The sequence below is a fragment of the Variovorax sp. GW821-FHT09D05 genome, assembly GCF_059416325.1.
In genome coordinates, this window is the sequence record NZ_JBWKOZ010000004.1 from 531,017 (window position 1) to 553,272 (window position 22,256).

At 66.2% G+C, this 22,256-nt stretch carries 18 protein-coding genes; 7 read left to right on the forward strand and 11 right to left on the reverse strand.

Annotated features, from left to right (window positions below):
• Window positions 1–33 precede the first annotated feature (33 nt).
• The 5 genes from AC07O3_RS13720 to AC07O3_RS13740 all read left to right on the forward strand — a co-directional run bounded on the left by AC07O3_RS13720 (window position 34) and on the right by AC07O3_RS13740 (window position 6,416).
• Window positions 34–2,271 (forward strand): cyanophycin synthetase, encoded by a 2,238-nt coding sequence (locus AC07O3_RS13720; protein ID WP_256328767.1) that lies wholly within the window; start codon window positions 34–36, stop codon window positions 2,269–2,271.
• A gap of 48 nt (window positions 2,272–2,319) precedes the next feature.
• Entirely contained in the window at window positions 2,320–4,887 is a 2,568-nt protein-coding gene (gene cphA, locus AC07O3_RS13725; protein WP_093048222.1) for a cyanophycin synthetase, read from the forward strand.
• Window positions 4,888–5,038: 151 nt separating this feature from the next.
• Entirely contained in the window at window positions 5,039–5,449 is a 411-nt protein-coding gene (locus AC07O3_RS13730) for a hypothetical protein (protein WP_495339554.1), read from the forward strand.
• A 68-nt stretch (window positions 5,450–5,517) separates the two neighbouring features.
• Window positions 5,518–6,009 (forward strand): hypothetical protein, encoded by a 492-nt coding sequence (locus AC07O3_RS13735; RefSeq protein ID WP_489014402.1) that lies wholly within the window; start codon window positions 5,518–5,520, stop codon window positions 6,007–6,009.
• 134 nt (window positions 6,010–6,143) lie between these two features.
• Complete coding sequence (locus AC07O3_RS13740) at window positions 6,144–6,416, forward strand: hypothetical protein (protein ID WP_093048213.1); 273 nt, start codon at window positions 6,144–6,146, stop codon at window positions 6,414–6,416.
• Between the two features lie 18 nt (window positions 6,417–6,434).
• On the opposite strand, the gene AC07O3_RS13745 is transcribed toward AC07O3_RS13740, so the two are convergent.
• The 10 genes from AC07O3_RS13745 to AC07O3_RS13790 all read right to left on the reverse strand — a co-directional run bounded on the left by AC07O3_RS13745 (window position 6,435) and on the right by AC07O3_RS13790 (window position 19,182).
• Window positions 6,435–7,352 (reverse strand): dihydrodipicolinate synthase family protein, encoded by a 918-nt coding sequence (locus tag AC07O3_RS13745; RefSeq protein ID WP_495339555.1) that lies wholly within the window; start codon window positions 7,350–7,352, stop codon window positions 6,435–6,437.
• A gap of 6 nt (window positions 7,353–7,358) precedes the next feature.
• On the reverse strand, window positions 7,359–9,107 hold the full coding sequence (locus AC07O3_RS13750; protein ID WP_097200039.1) for an IlvD/Edd family dehydratase: 1,749 nt from the start codon (window positions 9,105–9,107) through the stop codon (window positions 7,359–7,361).
• Between the two features lie 27 nt (window positions 9,108–9,134).
• A complete protein-coding gene (yjfF, locus tag AC07O3_RS13755) occupies window positions 9,135–10,169 on the reverse strand; it encodes a galactofuranose ABC transporter, permease protein YjfF (RefSeq protein ID WP_495339556.1) in 1,035 nt (344 codons plus the stop codon).
• Window positions 10,166–11,179: an ABC transporter permease gene (locus tag AC07O3_RS13760; protein WP_495339557.1), complete on the reverse strand. Its 1,014-nt coding sequence runs from the start codon at window positions 11,177–11,179 to the stop codon at window positions 10,166–10,168. Before AC07O3_RS13760 ends, yjfF begins: the two co-directional genes overlap by 4 nt.
• A 148-nt stretch (window positions 11,180–11,327) precedes the next feature.
• Window positions 11,328–12,851 (reverse strand): sugar ABC transporter ATP-binding protein, encoded by a 1,524-nt coding sequence (locus AC07O3_RS13765; RefSeq protein WP_495339558.1) that lies wholly within the window; start codon window positions 12,849–12,851, stop codon window positions 11,328–11,330.
• Between the two features lie 9 nt (window positions 12,852–12,860).
• Window positions 12,861–14,072 (reverse strand): multiple monosaccharide ABC transporter permease, encoded by a 1,212-nt coding sequence (gene mmsB, locus AC07O3_RS13770; protein ID WP_495339559.1) that lies wholly within the window; start codon window positions 14,070–14,072, stop codon window positions 12,861–12,863.
• Window positions 14,059–15,585 carry a multiple monosaccharide ABC transporter ATP-binding protein gene (gene mmsA, locus AC07O3_RS13775; RefSeq protein ID WP_495339633.1) on the reverse strand — a complete coding sequence of 509 codons (1,527 nt, stop codon included), beginning with the start codon at window positions 15,583–15,585 and terminating at the stop codon, window positions 14,059–14,061. Before mmsA ends, mmsB begins: the two co-directional genes overlap by 14 nt.
• 41 nt (window positions 15,586–15,626) lie before the next feature.
• Window positions 15,627–16,697: a multiple monosaccharide ABC transporter substrate-binding protein gene (chvE, locus tag AC07O3_RS13780; RefSeq protein ID WP_093048199.1), complete on the reverse strand. Its 1,071-nt coding sequence runs from the start codon at window positions 16,695–16,697 to the stop codon at window positions 15,627–15,629.
• Window positions 16,698–16,709: 12 nt separating this feature from the next.
• A complete protein-coding gene (locus tag AC07O3_RS13785; protein ID WP_093048196.1) occupies window positions 16,710–17,675 on the reverse strand; it encodes an ABC transporter substrate-binding protein in 966 nt (321 codons plus the stop codon).
• A 52-nt stretch (window positions 17,676–17,727) separates the two neighbouring features.
• The gene (locus AC07O3_RS13790; RefSeq protein WP_354339136.1) at window positions 17,728–19,182 is read right to left on the reverse strand and encodes an aldehyde dehydrogenase family protein; all 1,455 of its coding nucleotides are present in this window, start codon (window positions 19,180–19,182) and stop codon (window positions 17,728–17,730) included.
• Between the two features lie 146 nt (window positions 19,183–19,328).
• Between AC07O3_RS13790 and AC07O3_RS13795 the strand changes: the two genes are divergently transcribed.
• The gene (locus AC07O3_RS13795; RefSeq protein WP_093048190.1) at window positions 19,329–20,288 is read left to right on the forward strand and encodes a LysR family transcriptional regulator; all 960 of its coding nucleotides are present in this window, start codon (window positions 19,329–19,331) and stop codon (window positions 20,286–20,288) included.
• Window positions 20,289–20,402: 114 nt separating this feature from the next.
• Here AC07O3_RS13795 and AC07O3_RS13800 read toward each other — a convergent pair whose 3' ends face one another.
• A complete protein-coding gene (locus AC07O3_RS13800) occupies window positions 20,403–21,176 on the reverse strand; it encodes an SDR family NAD(P)-dependent oxidoreductase (RefSeq protein WP_495339560.1) in 774 nt (257 codons plus the stop codon).
• A gap of 132 nt (window positions 21,177–21,308) precedes the next feature.
• Here AC07O3_RS13800 and AC07O3_RS13805 point away from each other — a divergent pair, with 132 nt between their 5' ends.
• On the forward strand, window positions 21,309–22,247 hold the full coding sequence (locus AC07O3_RS13805) for an SMP-30/gluconolactonase/LRE family protein (protein WP_495339561.1): 939 nt from the start codon (window positions 21,309–21,311) through the stop codon (window positions 22,245–22,247).
• The last annotated feature ends 9 nt before the right edge of the window (window positions 22,248–22,256 follow it).

The following is a 22,256-nucleotide window of genomic DNA, read 5'->3' on the forward strand; positions in this document are numbered from 1 at the left end:
GTGGTGCTCGGCCAAAGCACATCGAACGTTTGCATGACCCGTTTCGACGACATCCGACTGCTGCGCATCAACTATTTGCGTGGCCCCAACCTCTGGACCTACCGTCCGGTGCTCGAAGTCTGGCTCGATCTGGGCCAACTGGAAGATTACCCCTCCAACAAGATCGACGGTTTCACCGACCGCCTGACCGGCCTGCTGCCGGCGCTCATCGAGCACCACTGCGGCGTGGGCGAGCGCGGCGGCTTCATCCAGCGCCTGACCGAAGGCACCTGGTCGGGCCACGTGCTCGAACACGTCGTCATCGAACTGCTGAACCTGGCCGGCATGCCCACGGGCTTCGGGCAAACCCGCAGCACCTCGGAGCACGGCGTCTACCGCATGGTGTTCCGCGCGCGTGACGAGCAGGTCGCCCGCGTGGCGCTGGCCGAGGGCCACCGCCTGCTGATGGCGGCCATCAACAACGACCCGTTCACCGCCGCCGACGTGCAGAAGGCGGTCGACGCGGTCAAGGCCAAGGTGGAAGACTGCTACCTCGGCCCGAGCACCGCCGCCATCGTGGCTGCCGCCACCGACCGCGGCATTCCGCACATGCGACTGAACAGCGGCAACCTGGTGCAGTTGGGCTACGGCGCCAACCAGCAGCGCATCTGGACCGCCGAAACCGACTACACCAGCGCCATCGGCGAATCGATCGCCAGCGACAAGGAACTGACCAAGTCCCTGCTCGCAAGCTGCGGCGTGCCCGTGCCCGAAGGCCAGGTGGTCGCCAATGCCGAAGAAGCCTGGGAAGCCGCCGAGGACATCGGCCTGCCGGTGGTCGTGAAACCCTCCGACGCCAACCACGGCCGCGGCGTGTCGCTCGAACTGACGACGCGCGAAGAAGTCTTTGCCGCCTTCGCGGTCGCCGAGCCCGAGGGCAGCGACGTGATGGTCGAGCGCTTCATCCGCGGCCACGAACACCGCCTGCTGGTGGTGGGCGGCGAGGTGGTCGCGGCCGCGCGCGGCGAGATCATCACCGTGACCGGCGACGGCCAGGCCACGGTGCGCGAACTGATCGAGAAACAGCTCAACAGCGACCCGCGCCGCGGCGCCGAAGAAGAGTTTCCGCTCGACGTGATCGTGATCGACACCGACGCCAAGCTGCAGCTCGAACTCAAGCGCCAGGAATTGGACGCCAACGCCGTGCCCGCAGCCGGCCGCGTGGTCACGATCCAGCGCAACGGCAACATGGCCAACGACTGCACCGACCAGGTCCACCCCGAAGTCGCGCACGCCGCCGTGCTGGCCGCGCGCGTGGTGGGCCTCGACATCGCCGGCATCGACCTCGTGGCGCAAGACATTTCCAAGCCGTTGGGCCCGCAGCGCGGCGCGATCGTCGAAGTCAACGCCGGCCCCGGCCTGCTGATGCACCTGAAGCCGGCCGTCGGTTCGCCGCGCCCGGTGGGCCGCGCCATCTGCGACCACCTGTTCCCCAACGACGCACCCGGGCGCATTCCCGTGGTCGGCGTGGCCGGCTCGCGCGACACCGCCGTGCTGGCGCGCCTCGTGGCCTGGCTGATCGGCCTGGGCGGACGCCACACCGGCCTCGCCTGCCGCGACGGCCTGTTCCTCGAACGCCGCCGCGTCGATGCACGCGACAGCGCCAACTGGGACGCCGGCCACCGCCTGCTCGTGAACCGCGCCGTGCAGGCCGTGGTGATCGAGAACGGCGCCGAAACCATCCTGCGCGACGGCCTTTCTTATGACCGCTGCGAAGTCGGCATCGTCACCGACCTCGAAGGCTCTGAAACGCTGGCCGACTACGACATCACCGAGAGCGACCAGATGGTCAAGGTGCTGCGCACGCAGGTCGACGTGGTGCTGTCCGAAGGCACCGCCGTGCTGAACGCGGCCGACCCGCGCGTAGCCGGCCTCGCGCCGCTGTGCGATGGCGCCGTCATCCTGTATTCGGCCGACTCGCAGGCCGCCGACCTCACCGCGCACCAGACCGCCGGCGGCAAGGCCGTGCTGGTGCGGCAAGACCGCGTGGTGCTGGCCAACGGCAGCAGCGAATCGTTCCTGCCGGGCCTCGGCCGGCTGACCGTGTGGCGTGCCACCCATGCCGGCGTGAGCCTCGAAAGCCTGCTGGCCGCCGTGGCCGCGGCCTGGGCCATGGGCATTCCGCTGAACCTGATCGGCGCCGGCGTGGAGGCCTTCGAGGCCGACCTGCAGGCGGCGCTGGCCTCGCTGCAGCTGTCTCAGACCCAGCCCCTCCAAACCCAATTCGCCTGAGGCTTCGCCTCGCTCCCGCCTCGTCAAGACCGTAGCCCTCGCAGCCCCATGAAAGTCACCCGCATCCGAGCCCTTCGCGGGCCCAATCTCTGGAGCCGCCACACCGCCATCGAGGCAGTCGTGGCCTGCGAAGGCGACGAGAACGCCATCAGCAAGCTGGCCGGTTTCGAGGCGCGCCTGCGTGCGCGCTTCCCCACCATCGGCGAACTGCACCCGATGGTGCTGGGCCAGCCGCTGGCGCTGGCCCACGTGCTCGAGAACGCCGCCGTGGCGCTGCAGGCCCAGGCCGGCTGCGCCGTCAACTTCGGCCACACCTCGCAAACCGTGGAAGACGGCGTCTACCAGGTCGTGTTCCAGTACAGCGAAGAAGCCGTCGGCCGCCGCGCGATCGAAGTGGCCGAGCAGCTCATCGCCGCCGCCCTGACCGACACCGCCTTCGACGCCAACGCCGCCATCACCGAGTTGCGCGACCTCGACGAATCCGAGCGCCTGGGCCCGAGCACCGGCTCCATCGTCGATGCCGCCGTGGCACGCGGTATTCCGTACCGCCGGCTCACCAGCGGCAGCCTCGTGCAATTCGGCTGGGGTTCGAAACAGCGCCGCATCCAGGCCGCCGAAGTCGACAGCACCAGCGGCGTGGCCGAATCGATCGCGCAAGACAAGGAACTGACCAAGCAGCTGCTCAACGCCGCTGGCGTGCCCGTTCCGCTGGGCCGGCCCGTGAGCAGCGCCGAAGACGGCTGGGCCGCCGCCAACGAGATCGGCCTGCCGGTCGTGGTGAAGCCGCAGGACGGCAACCAGGGCAAGGGCGTTACGGTAAACATCAACTCGCGCGAAGAACTGTTCGCGGCCTACGACTCGGCCGCCGCCTACGGCGAGGTGATGGTCGAGAAGTTTCTCCCCGGTTTCGACTTCCGCCTGCTGGTGGTGGGCGACCGCCTCGTGGCCGCCGCGCGGCGCGACCCGCCGCAGGTGATCGGCGACGGCAGCTCCACGGTGCGCCAGCTGGTCGATACCGTGAACCTCGACCCGCGCCGCGGCGAGGGCCATGCCACCTCGCTCACCAAGATCCGCCTCGACGACATCGCCATCGGCCGGCTCGAAGCCCAGGGCCTCGCGCCCGACAGCGTGCCCGCGCGCGGCCAGCGCGTGGTGCTGCGCAACAACGCCAACCTTTCCACCGGCGGCACCGCCACCGACGTGACCGACACCGTGCACCCTGAAGTTGCGGCGCGCGCCGTCGATGCGGCACAGATGGTCGGCCTGCACATCTGCGGCGTCGACATGGTGTGCGAGAACGTGCTGCGCCCGCTCGAAGAGCAGCACGGCGGCGTGGTCGAAGTGAATGCCGCGCCCGGCCTTCGCATGCACATCTCGCCTTCGTTCGGCCGCGGCCGCGCGGTCGGCGAAGCTGTGATGGACACCCTCTTCGCCCATGGCGACGACGGCCGCATTCCCGTGGTTGCCGTCACCGGCACCAACGGCAAGACCACCACCGCGCGCCTCATCAACCATCTGCTCGCGTCGAGCGGCCTGCGCACCGGCATGACCAACACCGACGGCGTGTACGTCGACGGCCGCCAGACCGACAGCGGCGACTGCAGCGGCCCCAAGAGCGCGCGCAACGTGCTGATGCACCCCGACGTGGATGCGGCCGTGTTCGAAGTGGCTCGCGGCGGCGTGCTGCGCGAAGGCCTCGGCTTCGACCGCTGCCAGGTGGCCGTGGTCACCAACATCGGCAGCGGCGACCACCTGGGCCTGAACTACATCACCACCGTCGAAGACCTCGCGGTGCTCAAGCGCGTGATCGTGCGCAACGTGGCGGCCGACGGCTACGCGGTGCTCAACGCAGCCGACCCGAACGTCGCTGCCATGGCGGCCGGCTGCCCCGGCCACGTGATCTTCTTCACCGCCGACCGCATGCACCCGGTAATGGCCACGCACCGCGCGCAAGGCAAGCGCACCGTGTACGTCGACCAGGACACGCTGGTCGCGGCCGAAGGCTCGTGGCGCGAACGCATCGCGCTGCGCGACGTGCCCATCACGCGCGGCGGCACCATCGGCTTCCAGGTCGACAACGTCATGGCCTCCGTGGCCGCGGCCTGGGCCGTGGGCCTCGACTGGGACACCATCCGCAGCGGCCTCGCGAGCTTCATGAACGACGCGGCCGGCGTGCCCGGGCGCTTTAACGTCATGGACTACCGCGGCGCCACCGTGATCGCTGACTACGGCCACAACACCGACGCCATGCGCGCACTGGTGTCGGCCGTGGACACGATGCCGGCGAAGAAGCGCTCGGTGGTGATCAGCGGCGCGGGCGACCGGCGCGATTCGGACATCCGCGACCAGACAGCCATCCTCGGCCAGGCCTTCGACGATGTGATCCTTTATCAGGATGCGGCGCAACGCGGCCGTGCCGACGGCGAAGTCATGGCGCTGCTGCGCCAGGGCCTGCAGGGCGCGGCTCGCACGCGCTATATCGACGAGATCCGCGGCGAGTTCGTGGCAATCGATACGGCATTGGCGCGGCTACAGCCCGGCGACCTGTCCTTGATCCTTGTCGACCAGGTCGAGGAAGCGCTCGCTCACCTGGCACAGCGCATCGCAGCGGGCTGAAGCCCCGCTTGCCGGACACGTCCCACATGCAGGGGCGCGTCCGGCCCAGTCCATGGGTGCGGCTGTCCCACAGACCGCAGGCCCCGACCGGCACCAGACTGTGGCTCCGGTCACGCACCTCCCGGAGGGCGTGGCTTCACCAGGAGCCCGCATGACAACAACAGTTCGTTCGATCCTCTCTGCCACGGCTTTCTTCGCCGCCAGTGGTTTCATCGTTTTCGGCGCACAGACGGCCAGCGCACAGGTACCGGGCTCCGAAGCCCGCATGCAGAAGGAACGCGCCACCTGCGACGGCGTGCAGCAGGATCGCGCCGCGTGCCTGCGCGAAGCCGGCGCAGCCCGCCAGGAAGCCGGACGCAGCGGCCTCACCAGCCCCAGCCCCGCCCGCGAACAGGTCAACGCCCTCGCCCGCTGCAGCGAACTACCCGCCGTCGAACAGCCCGACTGCGAAGCCCGCATCAAGGGGGGAGCACGCACCACCACCGAAGGCAGCGTGATGGGCGGCGGCGTGATCCGCGAAACCGTGACGCCCCTGCCGCCGCAGACCCTGCCGGCACGTTGACTGAACCCGGCCTCCTGCGGGAGGTCGAACATTTCCCTGGTTTTTCAGCTCGCTTCAAGGAGTCATCCATGAAAAGCACTACTCGCAACACTCGTTCAATGCTCTTCGCCGTGCTCGCCGTTGGCGCTCTGGCGGCCTCCACCGCTGTCTCGGCCGCGTCGCCGCGCCGCGGTGAAGCGCCCGGTATCTACCAGCAGGAACTGGCCGTCTGCGGCCACAACCAGCAAGACCGCGCTGCCTGCATCCGCGAAGCCGGCGCCGCACGCCAGGCAGCCGCCCAGGGCGGCCTGACCAGCGCACCCGACTACCGCGCCAATGCGCTCGCGCGCTGCGGCCTGCAGCAGCAGCCGGACGACCGCGCCGCCTGCGAAGCCCGCGTGCTCGGCAGCAGCGGCAACACCCAGGCCAACGTCGACGGCAGCGTGATGGGCGGTGGCGTGATCCGCGAGTCGGTCACCACCATCGTGATGCCCGCGCCGGCCATGGCACCGGAGCCGATGCCCATGCCTCGGCCGATGCCTCGCCCGATGCCCCAACCGATGCCCGCGCCCCTGCGCTGAGTGAGCTTTGCACCGGAGGCGTCGCCAACCCGCGCGGTGGGCCGGCGATGCCCCTACTGTCACAGTACTGTCACAAAAGGCAGTTGCACGCTAGCTATAGTTCTCGGTCCCTGCCTACCGAGGAATCCTTTCCCATGAATGCCATCAAGGTCGCTCGCCGATTCATCGAAACGGACCCGGCCAACGAATCGGCCAAGATCCTGGCCCAACTCGTGTTGGCTCTAGAGTCCGAACGCAGCTTCGAACTGGTCACGCTTTACAACCTCGACTACAAGAGCTTCCAGCTCGCAATGGACATCCTGAAGGAATGGCGGCTCGACCGCTACTACGCCAGCAAGTCCAAGCTGTTCGATCTGTCGCTGCAGGTCAGCGAACTCGAAAAGAACAGCAGCACCCCCGAGGCCTGAGCGGCCTCTTTCCCGTCCCTACTTCCCCCAGCGCAGCACCATCGGATCGAGCCGCTTCGCGGTTTCGATCAGGCCGGCACGCGTGTCGGGGTGCATCGCCGGCAACGGGTGACGCGGCGCTTCGCAAGCGATCACCCCGCCCTCCTTCATCAGCGATTTGCAAGCCAGCAGGCCCGCCTGCCGGTTTTCGTAGTTGATCAGCGGCAGCCACTGCTGATATAGCGCGAAGGCCTTGTCGCGGTCGCCTGAGCGGTGTGCCTCGATGATCGGCCGGATGCCGTCCGGGTAGCCGCCACCGGTCATCGACCCGGTCGCACCAGCGTCGAGGTCGGGCATCAGCGTGATGGCTTCTTCGCCGTCCCACGGGCCTTCGATGGCGTCCCCGCCCAGGCGGATCAGCTCGCGCAGCTTCGCGGCCGCGCCAGCGGTCTCGACCTTGAAATACGCGACATGCTCGATCTCCTTGGCCATGCGCGCGAGGAACGGCGCCGACAGCACCGTGCCGCTGGCCGGCGCGTCCTGGATCATGATCGGAATGCCCACCGCGTCCGACAGCCCCGCATAGAACTCGAAGATCTGCGGCTCGGGCACGCGGAAAGTCGCGCCGTGGTACGGCGGCATCACCATCAGCATCGCGGCGCCCATGTCCTGTGCACGGCGGCTGCGTTCGGCGCACACCTTGGTGCTGTAGTGCGTGGTGGTCACGATCACCGGCACGCGGCCTTTCACGTGTTCGAGGATGGTTCGCGTGAGCACTTCGCGCTCTTCGTCGGACAGCACGAACTGCTCCGAGAAATTGGCGAGGATGCACAGGCCGTCCGAGCCCGCGTCGATCATGAAATCGACGCAACGCTTCTGGCTTTCGAGGTCGAGCGCGCCCTGTTCGGTGAAGGTGGTGGGCACCACCGGGAAGATGCCGCGGTATCTGGGTGTCATGGTGAATCAGTGTGAATGGCGGGGAACGGCCGAGCCTCTGCAGCCGACCAGAAAATCGAAGTCGCAGCCTTCGTCGGCCTGCAGCACGTGGTTGACGTAGAGCTTCTGGTAGCCGCCGCCGCGCGTGCTCATCGGCTGCACATCGGAAGCAGACAACGAAGCCAGGCGCGACGCCAATTCTTCGTCGCTGATGTCGAGATGCAAGCGCCCCGCATCGCAATCGAGCTCGATCCAGTCGCCGTCGCGCACCGCCGCAAGCGGGCCGCCGTCCGCCGCCTCGGGCGCAACGTGCAACACCACGGTGCCATAGGCCGTGCCGCTCATGCGCGCGTCCGAGATGCGCACCATGTCCTTGATGCCCTGGCGCAGCAGCTTCGGCGGCAGCCCCATGTTGCCGACCTCGGCCATGCCGGGGTAGCCCTTGGGGCCGCAGTTCTTCATCACGAGGATCGAGCTGGCATCGACGTCGAGGTCTTCATCGACGATGCGCGCCTTGTAGTGCTCCAGGTTCTCGAACACCACCGCCTTGCCGCGGTGCTTCAGCAGCTCCGGCGTCGCGGCCGAGGGCTTGAGCACCGCGCCGCGCGGCGACAGGTTGCCGCGCAGGATGCGGATGCCGCCGTCGGCGATCAGCGGGTTGCTCAGCGGGCGGATCACTTCGTCATCGAGACTGGGCGCCTCGCGCACGTTGTCCCAGATCGACTGGCCGTTGACGGTGAGCGCATCGGGGTGCGGCAGCAAACCGTTCTCGCCGAGCCGGCGCAGCACCGCGGGCAAACCGCCGGCGTAATAGAACTCTTCCATCAGGAAGCGCCCCGAAGGCATCAGGTCGACGATGGTCGGCGTGTTGCTGCCGATGCGCGTCCAGTCCTCCAGCTCCAGATCGACACCGATACGCCCTGCGATCGCCTTCAGGTGGATCACCGCATTGGTCGATCCGCCGATGGCCGCGTTCACGCGGATCGCGTTCTCGAAAGCCTCGCGCGTGAGGATCTTCGACAGCGTGAGCCCCTCCTTCGCCATCTGCACCGCGCGCATGCCCGACATCTGCGCGAGCACATAGCGCCGCGCATCGACGGCCGGAATGGCAGCGTTGTGCGGCAGCGAAGTGCCCAGCGCCTCGGCCATGCAGGCCATGGTCGAGGCCGTGCCCATGGTGTTGCAGGTGCCCGCCGAGCGCGACATGCCGCCTTCGGCCGAAAGAAACTGGTGCAGGTTGATCTCGCCCGCCTTCAGCGATTCATGCAGCTGCCACACGGCCGTGCCCGAGCCGATGTTCTTGCCTTCGAGCTTGCCGTTGAGCATCGGTCCGCCCGTGACCACGATGGCCGGTATGTCGCAGCTCGCCGCACCCATCAGCAGCGCGGGCGTGGTCTTGTCGCAGCCCGTGAGCAGCACCACCGCATCGACCGGGTTGCCGCGGATGGCCTCTTCCACGTCCATGCTCGCGAGGTTGCGCGTGAGCATCGCGGTGGGCCGCAGGTTCGACTCGCCGTTGGAGAACACCGGAAATTCGACCGGAAAGCCGCCCGCCTCCGAGATGCCGCGCTTCACGTGCTCGGCGATCTTGCGGAAGTGCGCGTTGCACGGCGTCAGCTCCGACCAGGTGTTGCAGATGCCGATGATCGGCCGGCCATCGAACTCGTGGTCCGGAATGCCCTGGTTCTTCATCCAGCTTCGGTACATGAAGCCGTTCTTGTCGGCCGACCCGAACCATTCGGTCGAGCGCAGTTTCTTCGGAGGGGTGTCCGGCATGCGAGGTGTCCTGGGAAAAATTGAAAGTCAGCGCCGGGGTGCGCGCGAGGTAAAGAAGCGTTGCAGCAGACAGAACACGAACAGCAGCGCACCGACGACGATGCGCGTCCACCACGAGCTCAGCGTGCCGTCGAATGAAATGAGCGTCTGGATGATCCCGAGCATCAGCACGCCGAACAGCGTGCCCGCCACATAGCCCACACCGCCCGTGAGCAGCGTGCCGCCGATCACCACCGCTGCGATGGCGTCGAGCTCCAGCCCTATCGCGTGCAGGCCGTAGCCAGAGAGCATGTAGAAGGTGAAGATCACCCCCGCCAGCGCCGAGCAGAAGCCCGAGAGCGTGTACACGCCAATGAGCGTGCGGCGCACCGGCAGGCCCATCAACATTGCCGAATGCTCGCTGCCGCCAATGGCGTAAACCGCGCGGCCGAAGGGCGTGCAGTGCGCAATGAAAATCGCCGCCAGCAGCACCACGATGGCGATCACCGCGCTGATCGACACCGAGGCCTCGCCCCAGATGGGAATGCGGATCTGCGAGACCTCCGAGTAGAACTCGTTGGTGATGCTGATCGAGTCGATGCTGATGAGGTAGCACAGCCCGCGCGCCAGGAACATGCCTGCCAGCGTGACGATGAAAGGCTGCAGCCGGAAGCGTTCGATGAGCAGCCCCATGAACGCGCCGAAGGCCGTGCCCATCACCAGCACCAGCGGAATCACGATGCCCGGGCTCCAGCCGTGCTTCTCGACCAGCGAGGCCGACACCATGGTGGTGAGCGCGATCACCGAGCCCACCGACAGGTCGATGCCGCCCGAGAGGATCACGAAGGTCATGCCCACGGCAACGACAATCAGGAAGGCGTTGTCGATCAGCAGGTTGAGGAACACCTGCGCAGAGAAGAAACCGTCGTAGAAAACAGACCCCAGCGTCGCCACCAGCACGAACAGCGAGATGGTCGCTGCCAGCGGCAGGTACTTCGGGTTGAGCCTCTTGCTCCCTTTCCCCTGTGTCCCGCGCGCGGGAGAAGACTGGGGCGAGGGTGCTGCATCAATCGCCGCGCTCATACCTTCGCCCCTTCATGCGCCGGCCGCTGCACCAGCGACCGCACTTCCGCCCTGAACTCGGGCGACTGCAACAGCATCACCGCAAACACCACGCCGGCCTTCACCACGAGATTGATCTCCGGCGGCACCCCCAGCGAATAGATCGCATAGGTCAGCGTCTGGATGATGAGCGCGCCGATCACGCTACCCACCAGGCTGAAGCGCCCACCAGTCAGCGCAGTGCCGCCCAGCGTCACCGCCAGGATCGCATCGAGTTCGATCAGCTGACCTGCGTTGTTGCCGTCCGCGCTCTTCACGTTGGAGCTGATCAGCAGCCCCGCCACGCCCGCGCAAGCACCACAGAAGGCGTAGGCACCAACAATCAGTCGCCGTGCCTGCACGCCCGCCACACGCGCCGCCGTCGGGTTGATGCCCACAGCCTGAATGAACAACCCCAGCGCCGTGCGCGTGATCGCCAGATACAGCAACACGAACACCGCCGCCACTATGAACAGCGAGAACGGCAACCCCAGCAGATAACCACTGCCGAGGAAGAAGAAGGGCTTGTAGTAGATCGTGATGATCTGCCCATCGGCAATCAGCTGCGCAATGCCGCGCCCGGCCACCATGAGGATCAGCGTCGCGATGATCGGCTGCATGCCTACCTTGGCCACCAGCAGACCGTTCCACAGCCCGCACAGCAGCGCGATGCCGATGGCCGCGAGGATCGCGAGCGACATCGGGAACCGGCTCACGTCATTGGCCACCGAGCCGCCGATCATCCAGGCCGCGAGCGCCGCCGCGATGGCCACCATCGCGCCTACCGAAATGTCGATGCCGCGCGTGGCGATCACCAGCGTCATGCCCAGCGACACCAGCACCAGTGGCGCGGCGCGGTTGAGGATGTCGATCAGGCTGCCGTAGAGATGGCCTTCTCGCCATTCGAGATGCAGGAAGCTGGAGTTGAAGGCTGTGTTGACTGCGAGCAGGAGCAACAGCGTGATCAGTGGCCACGCAAGTCTGTGGCGCATTGCGTTCGCCAGGTGGTTGTGTTTTTTTTCGGCCATGGTCAGTTGCTCCGGCACGCGTTGTATTCGGGGCGTGTGTGAATGACACCGGGTGCTCCCCTCCGCGAATGTCTCCCGTCGACGTGATCGCGCCCCAAGGACAGGAGGTTGTTCATGCCGCAGCAATCATTTCGTAGACCTCGTCCTCGGAAGAGCCGCCCGGCAGCTCTCCTACCTTCTTCCGGTCCCGCAACACCACGATGCGATGCGCCACCCGCACCACCTCGCTCATCTCCGACGAGATGAAGATCACCGCCATGCCCGCCTTCGCGAGCCTCAGAATTTCTTCCATGATTTCCTGCTTGGCCGCCACGTCGATGCCGCGCGTCGGCTCGTCGAGGATCAGCAAACGCGGCTCGGTCGCGAGCCAGCGCGCGATCATCGCCTTCTGCTGGTTGCCACCCGAGAGCAGCCCGATGGGCGTCTCGACGCTCGCCGTCTTGATGCCCAACGACTTGACGAAGCGCTCGGCCATCTCGGTCTGCTCGGCGTGCGACAGGAAGCGCCGCGTGCCCAGCCGCGCCTGCAAGGCGAGTGCAATGTTCTCGCGCACCGACAGTTCTGCAACGATGCCGTCGGTCTTTCGCTCCTCGGGGCACAGCGCTAGGCCTTCGCGGATCGCATCGGCCGGATTCGAGAAACTGACGGAACGGCCATCGACCTTTAGCACGCCGCGGTCCGGCGACTCCAGCCCGAACAGCAGCCGCGCGAGTTCCGTGCGTCCCGCGCCCAGCAGGCCCGCGATACCAACGACCTCGCCGGCACGCACGCGCAAGTCGGTCGCCTGCAGTTGCCCCGCCTGACCTAGCCCTTCGGCCTGCAGCAAAGCCGGTGCCGCTTCATCGAACGCAGGCAACGCAGCAGGCCGTGCCGATTGCGCCGCCAGCTCACGTCCGAGCATCGCGGCAATCAGCGCCTGCGGCCCGAGATCGGCCACGCGCCACTCCCCGATCCAGCTGCCGTTGCGCAGCACCGTGATGCGGTCCGACACCGCGTACATCTGGTTGAGGAAGTGCGTCACGAAGACGATGGCCAGTCCTTCGCCGCGCAGCCTCCGCAGCACCTCGAACAACTTCTCAACCTCGTCGTCGTCAAGGCTCGACGTCGGCTCGTCGAGGATCAGCACTTTCGACGACACGCCCAGCGCCCGCGCAATCGCCACCATCTGCTGCACTGCCACCGAGTAGCTCGACAACAGCCGCGTCACGTCGATGTCGAGCCCGATGCGCGCCAGCAGCTCTTCGGCGCGCCGGTTCACGGAAGCCCAGTCGATGCGAAAGCCTTGTGCCACGCCGCAGCGCGGATAGCGCCCCGCGAACACGTTCTCCGCCACCGACAGGTTCGGGCACAGGTTCACCTCCTGGTAGACCGTGCTGATGCCCAGCTTCTGGGCCTCCAGCGGCGAGTGCGGGTGAATCGGCTGGCCATCGAGGAATATCTCGCCACCGCTCGACGGCAGCACGCCCGTCAGCACCTTGATCAGCGTCGACTTGCCCGCGCCGTTCTGCCCCATCAGTGCGTGGATCTCGCCCGGGTAAAGGTTGAGCCGTACGTCGCGCAGCACCGGGATGCCGCCGAACTGCTTGTGGATGCCCTTGAGCTCCAGCACGGGCGAGGGAGTGTCGTCGTCAGCCATGTACAGCCGTCACTTGTTCTTGTTGTAGACGTCGATGAACACCGCCGCCAGCAGCACCAGCCCCTTGATGACCTGCTGGTAGTCGATGCCGATGCCCAGGATCGACATGCCGTTGTTCATCACGCCCATGATGAAGGCGCCGATCACCGCTCCCATCACCCGGCCCACGCCGCCCGAGGCCGATGCGCCGCCGATGAAGCAGGCCGCGATCACGTCGAGCTCGAAGCCCAGGCCCGCCTTGGGCGTGGCCGTGTTGAGCCGCGCCGCGAACACCAGGCCCGCCAGCGCCGCCAGCGCACCCATGTTCACGAAGGTGAGGAACGCGAGCCGCTGCGTCTTCACGCCCGACAGTCGCGCCGCCTTCTCATTGCCGCCCAGCGCATAGATGCGCCGGCCGATGGTCGTGCGGTTGGTGACGAAGTCGTACACCACGATCAGCACCGCCATCACGATCAGCACATTGGGCAGGCCCTTGTAGGTCGAGAGCAGGTAGCTGAAGAACAGGATGATGGCCGCGAAGAACAGGTTCTTCACCAGGAAGAAGGCATACGGCTCCTGCTCCATGCCGTGCGCCGCCAGCTTGGCGCGCCCGCGCAGCTTGAAGAACACCAGCGCCGCGGCGGCCAGCGCGCCCACCACCAGCGAGGTGGTGCGCAACGCATCGCCACCCAGCGGATCAGGAATGAAGCCCGAGCTGAGCCGCTGGAACTCCACCGGGAACGGCCCCACCGACTGCCCCGCCAGCAGCGCCAGCGTGAGCCCCTTGAACACCAGCATGCCCGCGAGCGTGACGATGAACGAAGGGATCTTGCGAAATGCCACGAACCAGCCCTGCGCCGCACCGATGACTGCGCCCGCAAGAATGCTCACGATGGCCGTGGGCACGAAGTGCCACTCGTACTCCACCATCAGCACCGCAGCCAGCGCGCCGATGAAGCCGCACACCGAGCCCACCGACAGGTCGATGTGCCCCGCCACGATCACCAGCAGCATGCCCAGCGCCATGATGACCACGTAGCTGTTCTGCAGCAGCAGGTTGGTGAGGTTCAGCGGCCGCAGCAGCGTGCCGTCGGTCAGCACCTGGAACAGCACCATGATCGCGACCAGCGAGATCAGCATGCCGTATTCGCGCAGGTTGTTCTTCAGGAAACCGACATGCAGCTTCGGCGCTGCGGAAGCGGGAATGGCGGCCTTCACCGCATTGACTTCAGGCTGCGACATGAAGAGAACTCCCCGCACTCACGATGGCATGCATGATGCGTTCCTGCGAGGCTTCTGCAGCCGGAAACTCGGCGACGAAGCGCCCCTCGTTCATCACGTAGATGCGGTCGCACATGCCGAGCAGCTCCGGCAGTTCCGAAGAAATCATGAGAATGCCTTTGCCCTCGCTCGCGAGCTGGTCGATGATGGTGTAGATCTCGTACTTGGCGCCCACGTCGATGCCGCGCGTGGGCTCGTCGAGAATCAGCAGCTCGGGCTTGGTGAAGAGCCACTTGCTCAACACCACCTTCTGCTGGTTGCCGCCAGACAGGTTGACCACCAGCTGCTCGACGCCCGAGCAGCGGATATTGAGCGCCTTGCGGTACTCGTTGGCCACCTTGAATTCGCGCCCGTTGTCGATCACCGAAGACTCGGAGATCGCATCGAGATTCGCCAGGCTGATGTTCTTGCGGATGTCTTCCTCCAGCACCAGCCCCAGGCCCTTGCGGTCTTCGGTGACGTAGGCGATGCCGTGGTCGATGGCCTTGCGCACCGTGCTCACGTCCACCTGCTTGCCATGCATGAACACCGAGCCGCTGATGCGCTGCCCGTAGGACTTGCCGAACACGCTCATGGCCAGCTCGGTGCGTCCCGCGCCCATGAGGCCCGCAATGCCGACGATCTCGCCCTTGCGCACGTTCAGGCTCACGCCCTTGATCTGCTCGCGGTCGGCATGCAGCGCATGGTGCACGCGCCAGTCGCGCACCTCGAACACGGTCTCGCCGATCTTCGGGTCGCGCTGTGGATAGCGGTGCGCCATGTCGCGCCCGACCATGCCGCGGATGATGCGGTCTTCGCTGATCGCCTGCCTTGCGCAGTCCATCGTCTCGACCGTGGCACCGTCGCGCAGCACGGTGATCGAATCGGCCACCTTGGCGATCTCGTTGAGCTTGTGCGAGATGAGGATCGACGCGATGCCTTGGCGCTTGAGCTCCAGCAGGAGCATCAGCAGCGCATCGCTGTCGTTCTCGTTCAGGCTGGCGGTGGGCTCGTCGAGGATCAGCAGCTTCACCTCCTTGGCCAGCGCCTTGGCGATTTCCACCAGCTGCTGCTTGCCCACGCCCAAGTCGGTCACCAGCGTGGTCGGCGGCTCCTTCAGGCCCACCTTGGCGAGCAGCTCGCGCGTCTTCGCATAGGCGGCAAACCAGTCGATCACGCCGCCGCTGGCAATCTCGTTGCCCAGGAAGATGTTCTCGGCAATGGACAGCAGCGGCACCAGCGCCAGCTCCTGGTGGATGATGATGATGCCCAGCTTCTCGCTGTCGGCAATACCCCGGAAGCGGCGCAGCTCGCCCTCGAAATGGATCTCGCCGGTGTAAGAGTCGCACGGGTAGACGCCGCTGAGCACCTTCATGAGAGTCGACTTGCCCGCGCCGTTCTCACCCACTACCGCGTGGATCTCCCCGGCGCGCACGCTGAGGTTGACGTTGCTCAGCGCCTTCACGCCGGGAAACGTCTTGGTGATGCCACGCATCTCGAGGATTGCACCAGCATCGGCGATGCTGCTTTCGATGCTCACTTGATCTGGCTTTCCTTGTAGTAGCCGCTGTCGACCAGCACCGTCTTCCAGTTCGATGCATCCACGCTCACCGGCTTGAGCAGGTACGAGGGCACGACCTTGATGCCGTTGTTGTAGGTCTTGGTGTCGTTCACCTCGGGTGTCTTGCCCGAGAGCATGGCGTCGACCATCGCCACCGTGACCTTGGCCAGCTCGCGCGTGTCCTTGAACACGGTGGAAGTCTGTTCCTTGCGCAGGATCGACTTGACCGAGGGCACTTCGGCGTCCTGACCCGACACGATGGGCATCGGCTGCGAGCCCGAGCCGTAGCCCACGCCCTTGAGCGACGACAGGATGCCGATGGACAGGCCGTCGTACGGCGACAGCACCGCGTCGACACGGTCCTTGGTGTAGTAGGCCGACAGCAGGTTGTCCATGCGCGCCTGCGCCACAGCGCCGTCCCAGCGCAGCGTGCCGACCTTGTCCATGCCCATCTGCTTGCTGCGCACCACCAGCTTGCCGCTGTCGATGTAGGGCTTGAGCACCGAGAGCGCGCCGTTGTAGAAGAAGAAGGCGTTGTTGTCGTCGGGCGAGCCGCCGAACAGTTCGATGTTGAACGGGCCCTTGCCGCTCTTGAGCCCCAGCGCCGCCTCGATCGACTGCGCCTGCAGAACGCCGACCTGGAAGTTGTCGAAGGTCGCGTAGTAGTCGACGTTCTTCGAACCCTTGATGAGCCGGTCGTACGCGATGACCTTCACGCCCTTGTCGGCCGCCTTCTGCAGCACGTCGGACAGCGTGGTGCCGTCGATGGCCGCGATGACCAGGACCTTCGAGCCCTTGGTCACCATGTTCTCGATCTGCGCGAGCTGGTTCGGGATGTCGTCGTCGGCGTACTGCAGGTCGGTCTTGTAGCCCTTGTCCTTGAAGTACTTGACCATGTTGGCGCCGTCGGCAATCCAGCGGGCCGACGACTTGGTGGGCATCGAGATGGCGATCAGCCCCTTGTCCTGCGCGTTGGCCAGCGGCGTGAAGCCGACGATGGCGAACGCGATGCCCGCGAGAGAGGCTTTGAGGAATTTGCGTTTCATGGGTGTGGGCTCTCAGTACTTGCGATTGGGGAATTCTTTGGCTGCAACTTCCATCGGGAAGATGCCCTCGACCGTCACGATGCGCTTGGGCAGCGTCTTGCCGTCCTTGATGTCCTTCACGGCCTGCATAAGCTGCGGTCCGAGCAGCGGGCTGCATTCGACAGACACATTGAGCTTGCCGGCGATCATGGCTTCGAAGGCGCCCTTCACCCCGTCGATGGAGATGATGGTGATGTCCTTCGCCGGCTTCAGGCCGGCTTCCTCGATGGCCTGGATCGCGCCGATGGCCATATCGTCGTTGTGCGCGAACAGCACATTGATCTTCTTGCCCTCGGCCTTGAGGAAGGCTTCCATCACTTCCTTGCCCTTGGCGCGCGTGAAGTCGCCGGTCTGCGAGCGGATGATCTTGAACTTCGGGTCGGCCTTGATGATTTCCTCGAAGCCCTTCTTGCGGTCGATGGCCGGGGCCGAGCCCACGGTGCCCTGCAGCTCGACGATGTTCACTTCGCCCTTCTGGTCCTTCATCTTCTCGACCAGCCAGCGGCCCGCCTTGCGGCCTTCCTCGGTGAAGTCGGAGCCCATGAAGGTCACGTAGAGCGAGTCGTCCTTGGTGTTGACGGAGCGGTCGGTCAGCACCACCGGGATCTTGGCGGCCTTGGCCTCGCGTAGCACCGTTTCCCAGCCCGACTCGACCACCGGCGAGAACGCGATGACGTCCACCTTCTGCGCGATGTACGAACGGATGGCCTTGATCTGGTTTTCCTGCTTCTGCTGCGCATCGGAGAACTTGAGATCGATGCCCGCCTCCTTGGCTGACGACTTGATCGACTCGGTGTTGGCGGTGCGCCATTCGCTCTCGGCCCCCACCTGCGCAAAGCCGAGCACCAGTTTTTTCTGCGCGAGCGCAGAGATTGGCAGCATGCCACTGAGGGCAGCGGCGGCGAGCGCGGTGTTGAGGGTGCGGCGATTCATGGTCATGGAATGTCTCCTTCTGTTGACTTGCTTGTTGAGAACCGTTTTTCGTCGCGGCTCAGGCCAGCATGTAGCCGGTCTTCACCGTCGTGTAGAACTCCGCGGCGTGGCGCCCTTGTTCGCGCGGCCCGTAGCCCGACCCCTTGCGGCCGCCGAAGGGCACATGGAAGTCCACCCCCGCGGTCGGCAGATTGACCATCGTCATGCCGACCACGGCATGGCGTCTGAAATGCATCGCGTGCTTCAGCGAATTGGTGCAGATGCCCGCGCACAGGCCAAAGGGCGTGTCGTTGCACAGCGCGAGCGCTTCGTCGTAGTCGTCGGCGCGCAGCACGCAGGCCAGCGGGCCGAAGATTTCCTCGCGTGCGATGCGGTGCGAGGGCTTGGCCAGGAACAGCGCGGGGCTCATGTAGTGGCCGACGGTGGCGCGCTCCAGCGCCTCGCCGCCCCACACGTGCTCGGCGCCTTCTTCGCGCGCCACGTCGACCCAGGCGAGGTTCTGCGCCAGGCGTTCTTCGTCGGCCACCGGGCCGATGTCGACGCCGCGCTCCAGCGCGTGGCCGATCTTCAGTGTCTTGAGCCGCTGGCGCAGCTTTGCGACGAAGGCGTCGTGCACCGCCGCTTCGACGATGAGCCGGCTCGACGCGGTGCAGCGCTGGCCTGCCGAGAAGTACGCGCCCTGCACCGCGCAATCGACGGCGCGGTCGAGGTCAGCGTCGGCCAGCACCACCAGCGCGTTCTTGCCGCCCGTCTCCAGCTGCACCTTGGCGCGCCTCGCTGCAGCGGCCTGCAGGATGCGCTCGCCGTTGGCCATGGAGCCCGTGAAGCTCAGCGCATCGACCAGCGCGCTGTCGACCAGCGCCTGCCCCACTTCGCGGCCGCTGCCCATCACGAGGTTGAAGGCACCGGCCGGCAGGGCCGCGCGGCTGATGATCTCGGTCAGCGCCCAGCCGCAGGCCGGCACCAGTTCGGCCGGCTTGAACACCACGCTGTTGCCATGGGCCAGCGCGGGCGCGATCTTCCAGGCGGGAATGACGAAGGGCGAGTTCCACGGCGTGATGAGCCCCACCACGCCGACCGGCTCGCGCGTGACGTCGACCTGCACGCCCGCGCGCACCGAGGCCACGTTCTCGCCTCCGCCGCCACGCAGGGCTTCACCCGCGAAAAACTTGAAGATCTGGCCCGCGCGCGCCACTTCCGCAACGGCTTCGGGCAGGGTCTTGCCCTCTTCGCGCGCCAGCAGCAGGCCCAGGTCGTCCTTGCGTGCGAGCAGCTCGGCGCCGATGCGGTCGAGCACGTCGGCGCGCCGCTGCGGCGTGCTGTGGCTCCAGTGGGGAAAGGCCTCGGTGGCCGCGCGGATGGCGGCCTCGGCCTGGCGGCGATCGGCACGTGCGTACTCGGCCACCACTTCACTGGTGTCCGAGGGATTGGCGCTCACACCCGTGGTCGCGCTGGTTTCCCAGCGGCCATTGATGTACTGCCGCACGTTCTGATGGAGCTCGCCGTGAATCACCGGGGCGCGGACCTTGTCTCTGTTGTTTTTGGAGTGCTGCGAGTCTATGAATAGATTTGATATCAATCCAATCGTTTTTTAATCAAAATGGATATCGATCATCGGATTCTGGAAAACCCGATCAGTCCTTCGTTTCAAGAGACGACATGACCAACTACAACCACTGGTTCATCCGCGCCCGGCTCAAGACCCGGCAACTGCTGCTGCTCGTGGCCCTGGCCGAGGAAGGCAACATCCACCGCGCGGCGCAGGTGCTCAACATGACGCAGCCCGCCGCCTCCAAGCTGCTGAAAGACCTGGAAGACGTGCTGGAGGTGCCGCTGTTCGACCGCCTGCCGCGCGGCATGCGCCCGACCTGGTACGGCGAGACCATGATCCGCCACGCCCGCGTCGCGCTCGCGAGCCTGAACCAGGCGCACGACGAACTCACCGCGCTCAAGGCCGGCCGCTTCGGCCAGGTGAGCGTGGGCGCCATCACCGCGCCGGGCCTCACGCTGATGCCGCCCGCCGTGGCGATGGTGAAGCGCGAGCAGCCCGACCTGCGCGTGTCGCTGGAGATCGAGACCAGCCCGGTGCTGATCGAACGGCTGGAGCAAGGCAAGCTCGACATCCTGGTGGCGCGGCTCTTTGCCGAGCACGACAAGTCACAGCTGCGCTATGAGGCGCTGACCGAAGAGCCCGTGTGCGCGCTGGTGCGCCCCGGCCATCCGCTGCTAGGCGTGAGCGGGCTCACGCTGCGCGACGTGGTGAGCGCCGGCTGGATCGTGCCGCCCGCGGGCAGCGTGCTGCGCCACCGCTTCGAGCTGATGTTCCAGGAAGAAGGGCTAGCGCCGCCGACCAACACCATCGAGAGCTCGGCCCTGCTCTTCATCACACGCATGCTGCAACAGAGCGACATGGTGGCCGTGCTGGCGACCGACGTGGCGCGCTACTACGCCGCGCACGGCATCGTGTCGCTGCTGCCGCTGGACATGCCCTGCCACATGGACGCCTTCGGCATCATCACGCGCACCGACCGGCTGCTGTCGCCGGCGGCGAAGGTGATGATGAAGGCGCTGAAGACAGCCAGCATGAGCGTCTACGGACGCAAACTCGAAATCGATTGACCGGATTCATTCGCGGAATGCCGCGGAACCGGCTTTGCCGGGCCGCTGGCCTTGCCCCCGGCGAGGGGGTTGGCGAAGCGACACGAAGTGCGCGAAGCCTGGGGGAGTGCCTGATTACGTCCAGCCGGCGTCGACGGTGAACTCCTGCGCCGTGCACATCTTCGCGTCGTCAGACGCGAGGAACAGCACCATGCGCGCGATGTCTTCCGGCATCAGCTTGTCGGGCAGGCACTGGTTGCGCTGCAAGGCCTTCTCGCCCTCTTCATCGAGCCACAGCTTCACCTGCCGCTCGGTCATCACCCAGCCGGGCGACACGGTGTTGATGCGGATGCGGTCGCGGCCCAGGTCCACCGCGAGCCCGCGTGTGAGGCCGTTCACCGAAGACTTGGCAATCGCGTAGCAGGGGTAGCCCGATCCCTTGGTCTGCCAGCCCGTCGAGCCCAGGTTGACCACCGACCCGAAGCCCAGCCGCTTCATGCCCGGCACCACCGACTGGATCGCGAACAGCGCGGGCCGCTCGTTGATGGCCATGCGGTTGTCGTAGTAGTCGGGCGTGACCGATTCGAGCGTGTGGCGGTCGTCGCTCGCCACGTTGTTGACCAGCACCGCGAAGTCGCCGAGTTCGGCGGCCGCGTCGGCAACGGCCTTCTGCAGCGCGGCGATGTCGCGCACGTCGCAGGCGCGCCACCATGGCGTCGCGTGGCCGGCCTCTTTGATCTGCTGCGCGAGCGCAGCGCTGGCGCCCTCGGCAATATCGACGAAGGCTACGCGCGCGCCCTGCGCAGCGAAAGCAGCGACGATGGCCGCACCAATGCCGCTGCCGCCACCGGTGACGAACACCGTGCGGTCCTTCAGGCTGGGATGAATGGAAAGCTGGGGGGAATTCAAGAAAGTCTCCGAGGTACGCATCACATGACATTGCAATATGAATATCAATTGATGCCATTATTTTCAATTTCCGTTATCAATATGCCTTGATACGATCCGCCGCGTCAAGAAGACATCACAAGGAAAGAACAAATGAAAGAGACAAGCCCCCTTCCCTCATTGCCCGCGCCTTCGGTCGCAGGCGAGCCCGAATGCATCTGGCCCGCCGGCGCCGAGCTCGGCGAGGGCACGCTCTGGTCGCAGCGCGAACAGGCGCTCTACTGGATCGACATCCTCACGCCGCGCCTGTTCTGGTTTCGCCCCGCCGACGGTGCGCGACGGGCCTGGCAGTTCGACGAAGAGATCACCGCGATCTCCGAGCGCGCGACGGCACCGGGCCTGATCCTCACGCTGCGCCGCGGCTTCGCACTCTTCGACACGACACAGCTGCCGGGTGCCGGCGCGAAGCCGCACTACTTGCACCAGCCCGAACCCGAGCGCACCGGCAACCGCTTCAACGACGGCAAGTGCGACAGCCGCGGCCGCTTCTGGGGCGGCAGCATGGACTTCGACTGCAAGGCTCCCACCGGCGCGCTCTACCGCTACGACGCCGACGGCCGCTGCACGAAGCACGACGACGGCTTCGAAGTGACCAACGGCCCGACGTGGTCGGCCGATGGCCACACCATGTATTTCAACAACACGGTGCTGAACAACCTGTACGCCTACGACTTCGACATGGAAGCGGGCACCGTGTCGAACCGGCGCGTATGGCACCGTTTTCCGAAGCCCGATGGCTTGCCCGACGGCATGACCACAGACGCGGCCGGCCGGTTGTGGATCGCGCACTGGGGCGGCTCCTGCGTGACCTGCCATGACCCGGTGAGCGCAGCCGAGCTGTGCCGCATCGTGCTGCCCGCGAGCCACGTCACCGACTGCGCCTTCGGCGATGCCGACCTGCGCACGCTCTACATCACGACCGCGCGCAACGGGCTCACAGCCGAACAGCAGGCGGCCGAGCCGCTGGCGGGGGGGTTGTTCAAGGTGCGCATCGACAGCCCGGGTGTGCCGGCGGCAATGTTCGCAGGCTAGAGCACCTCT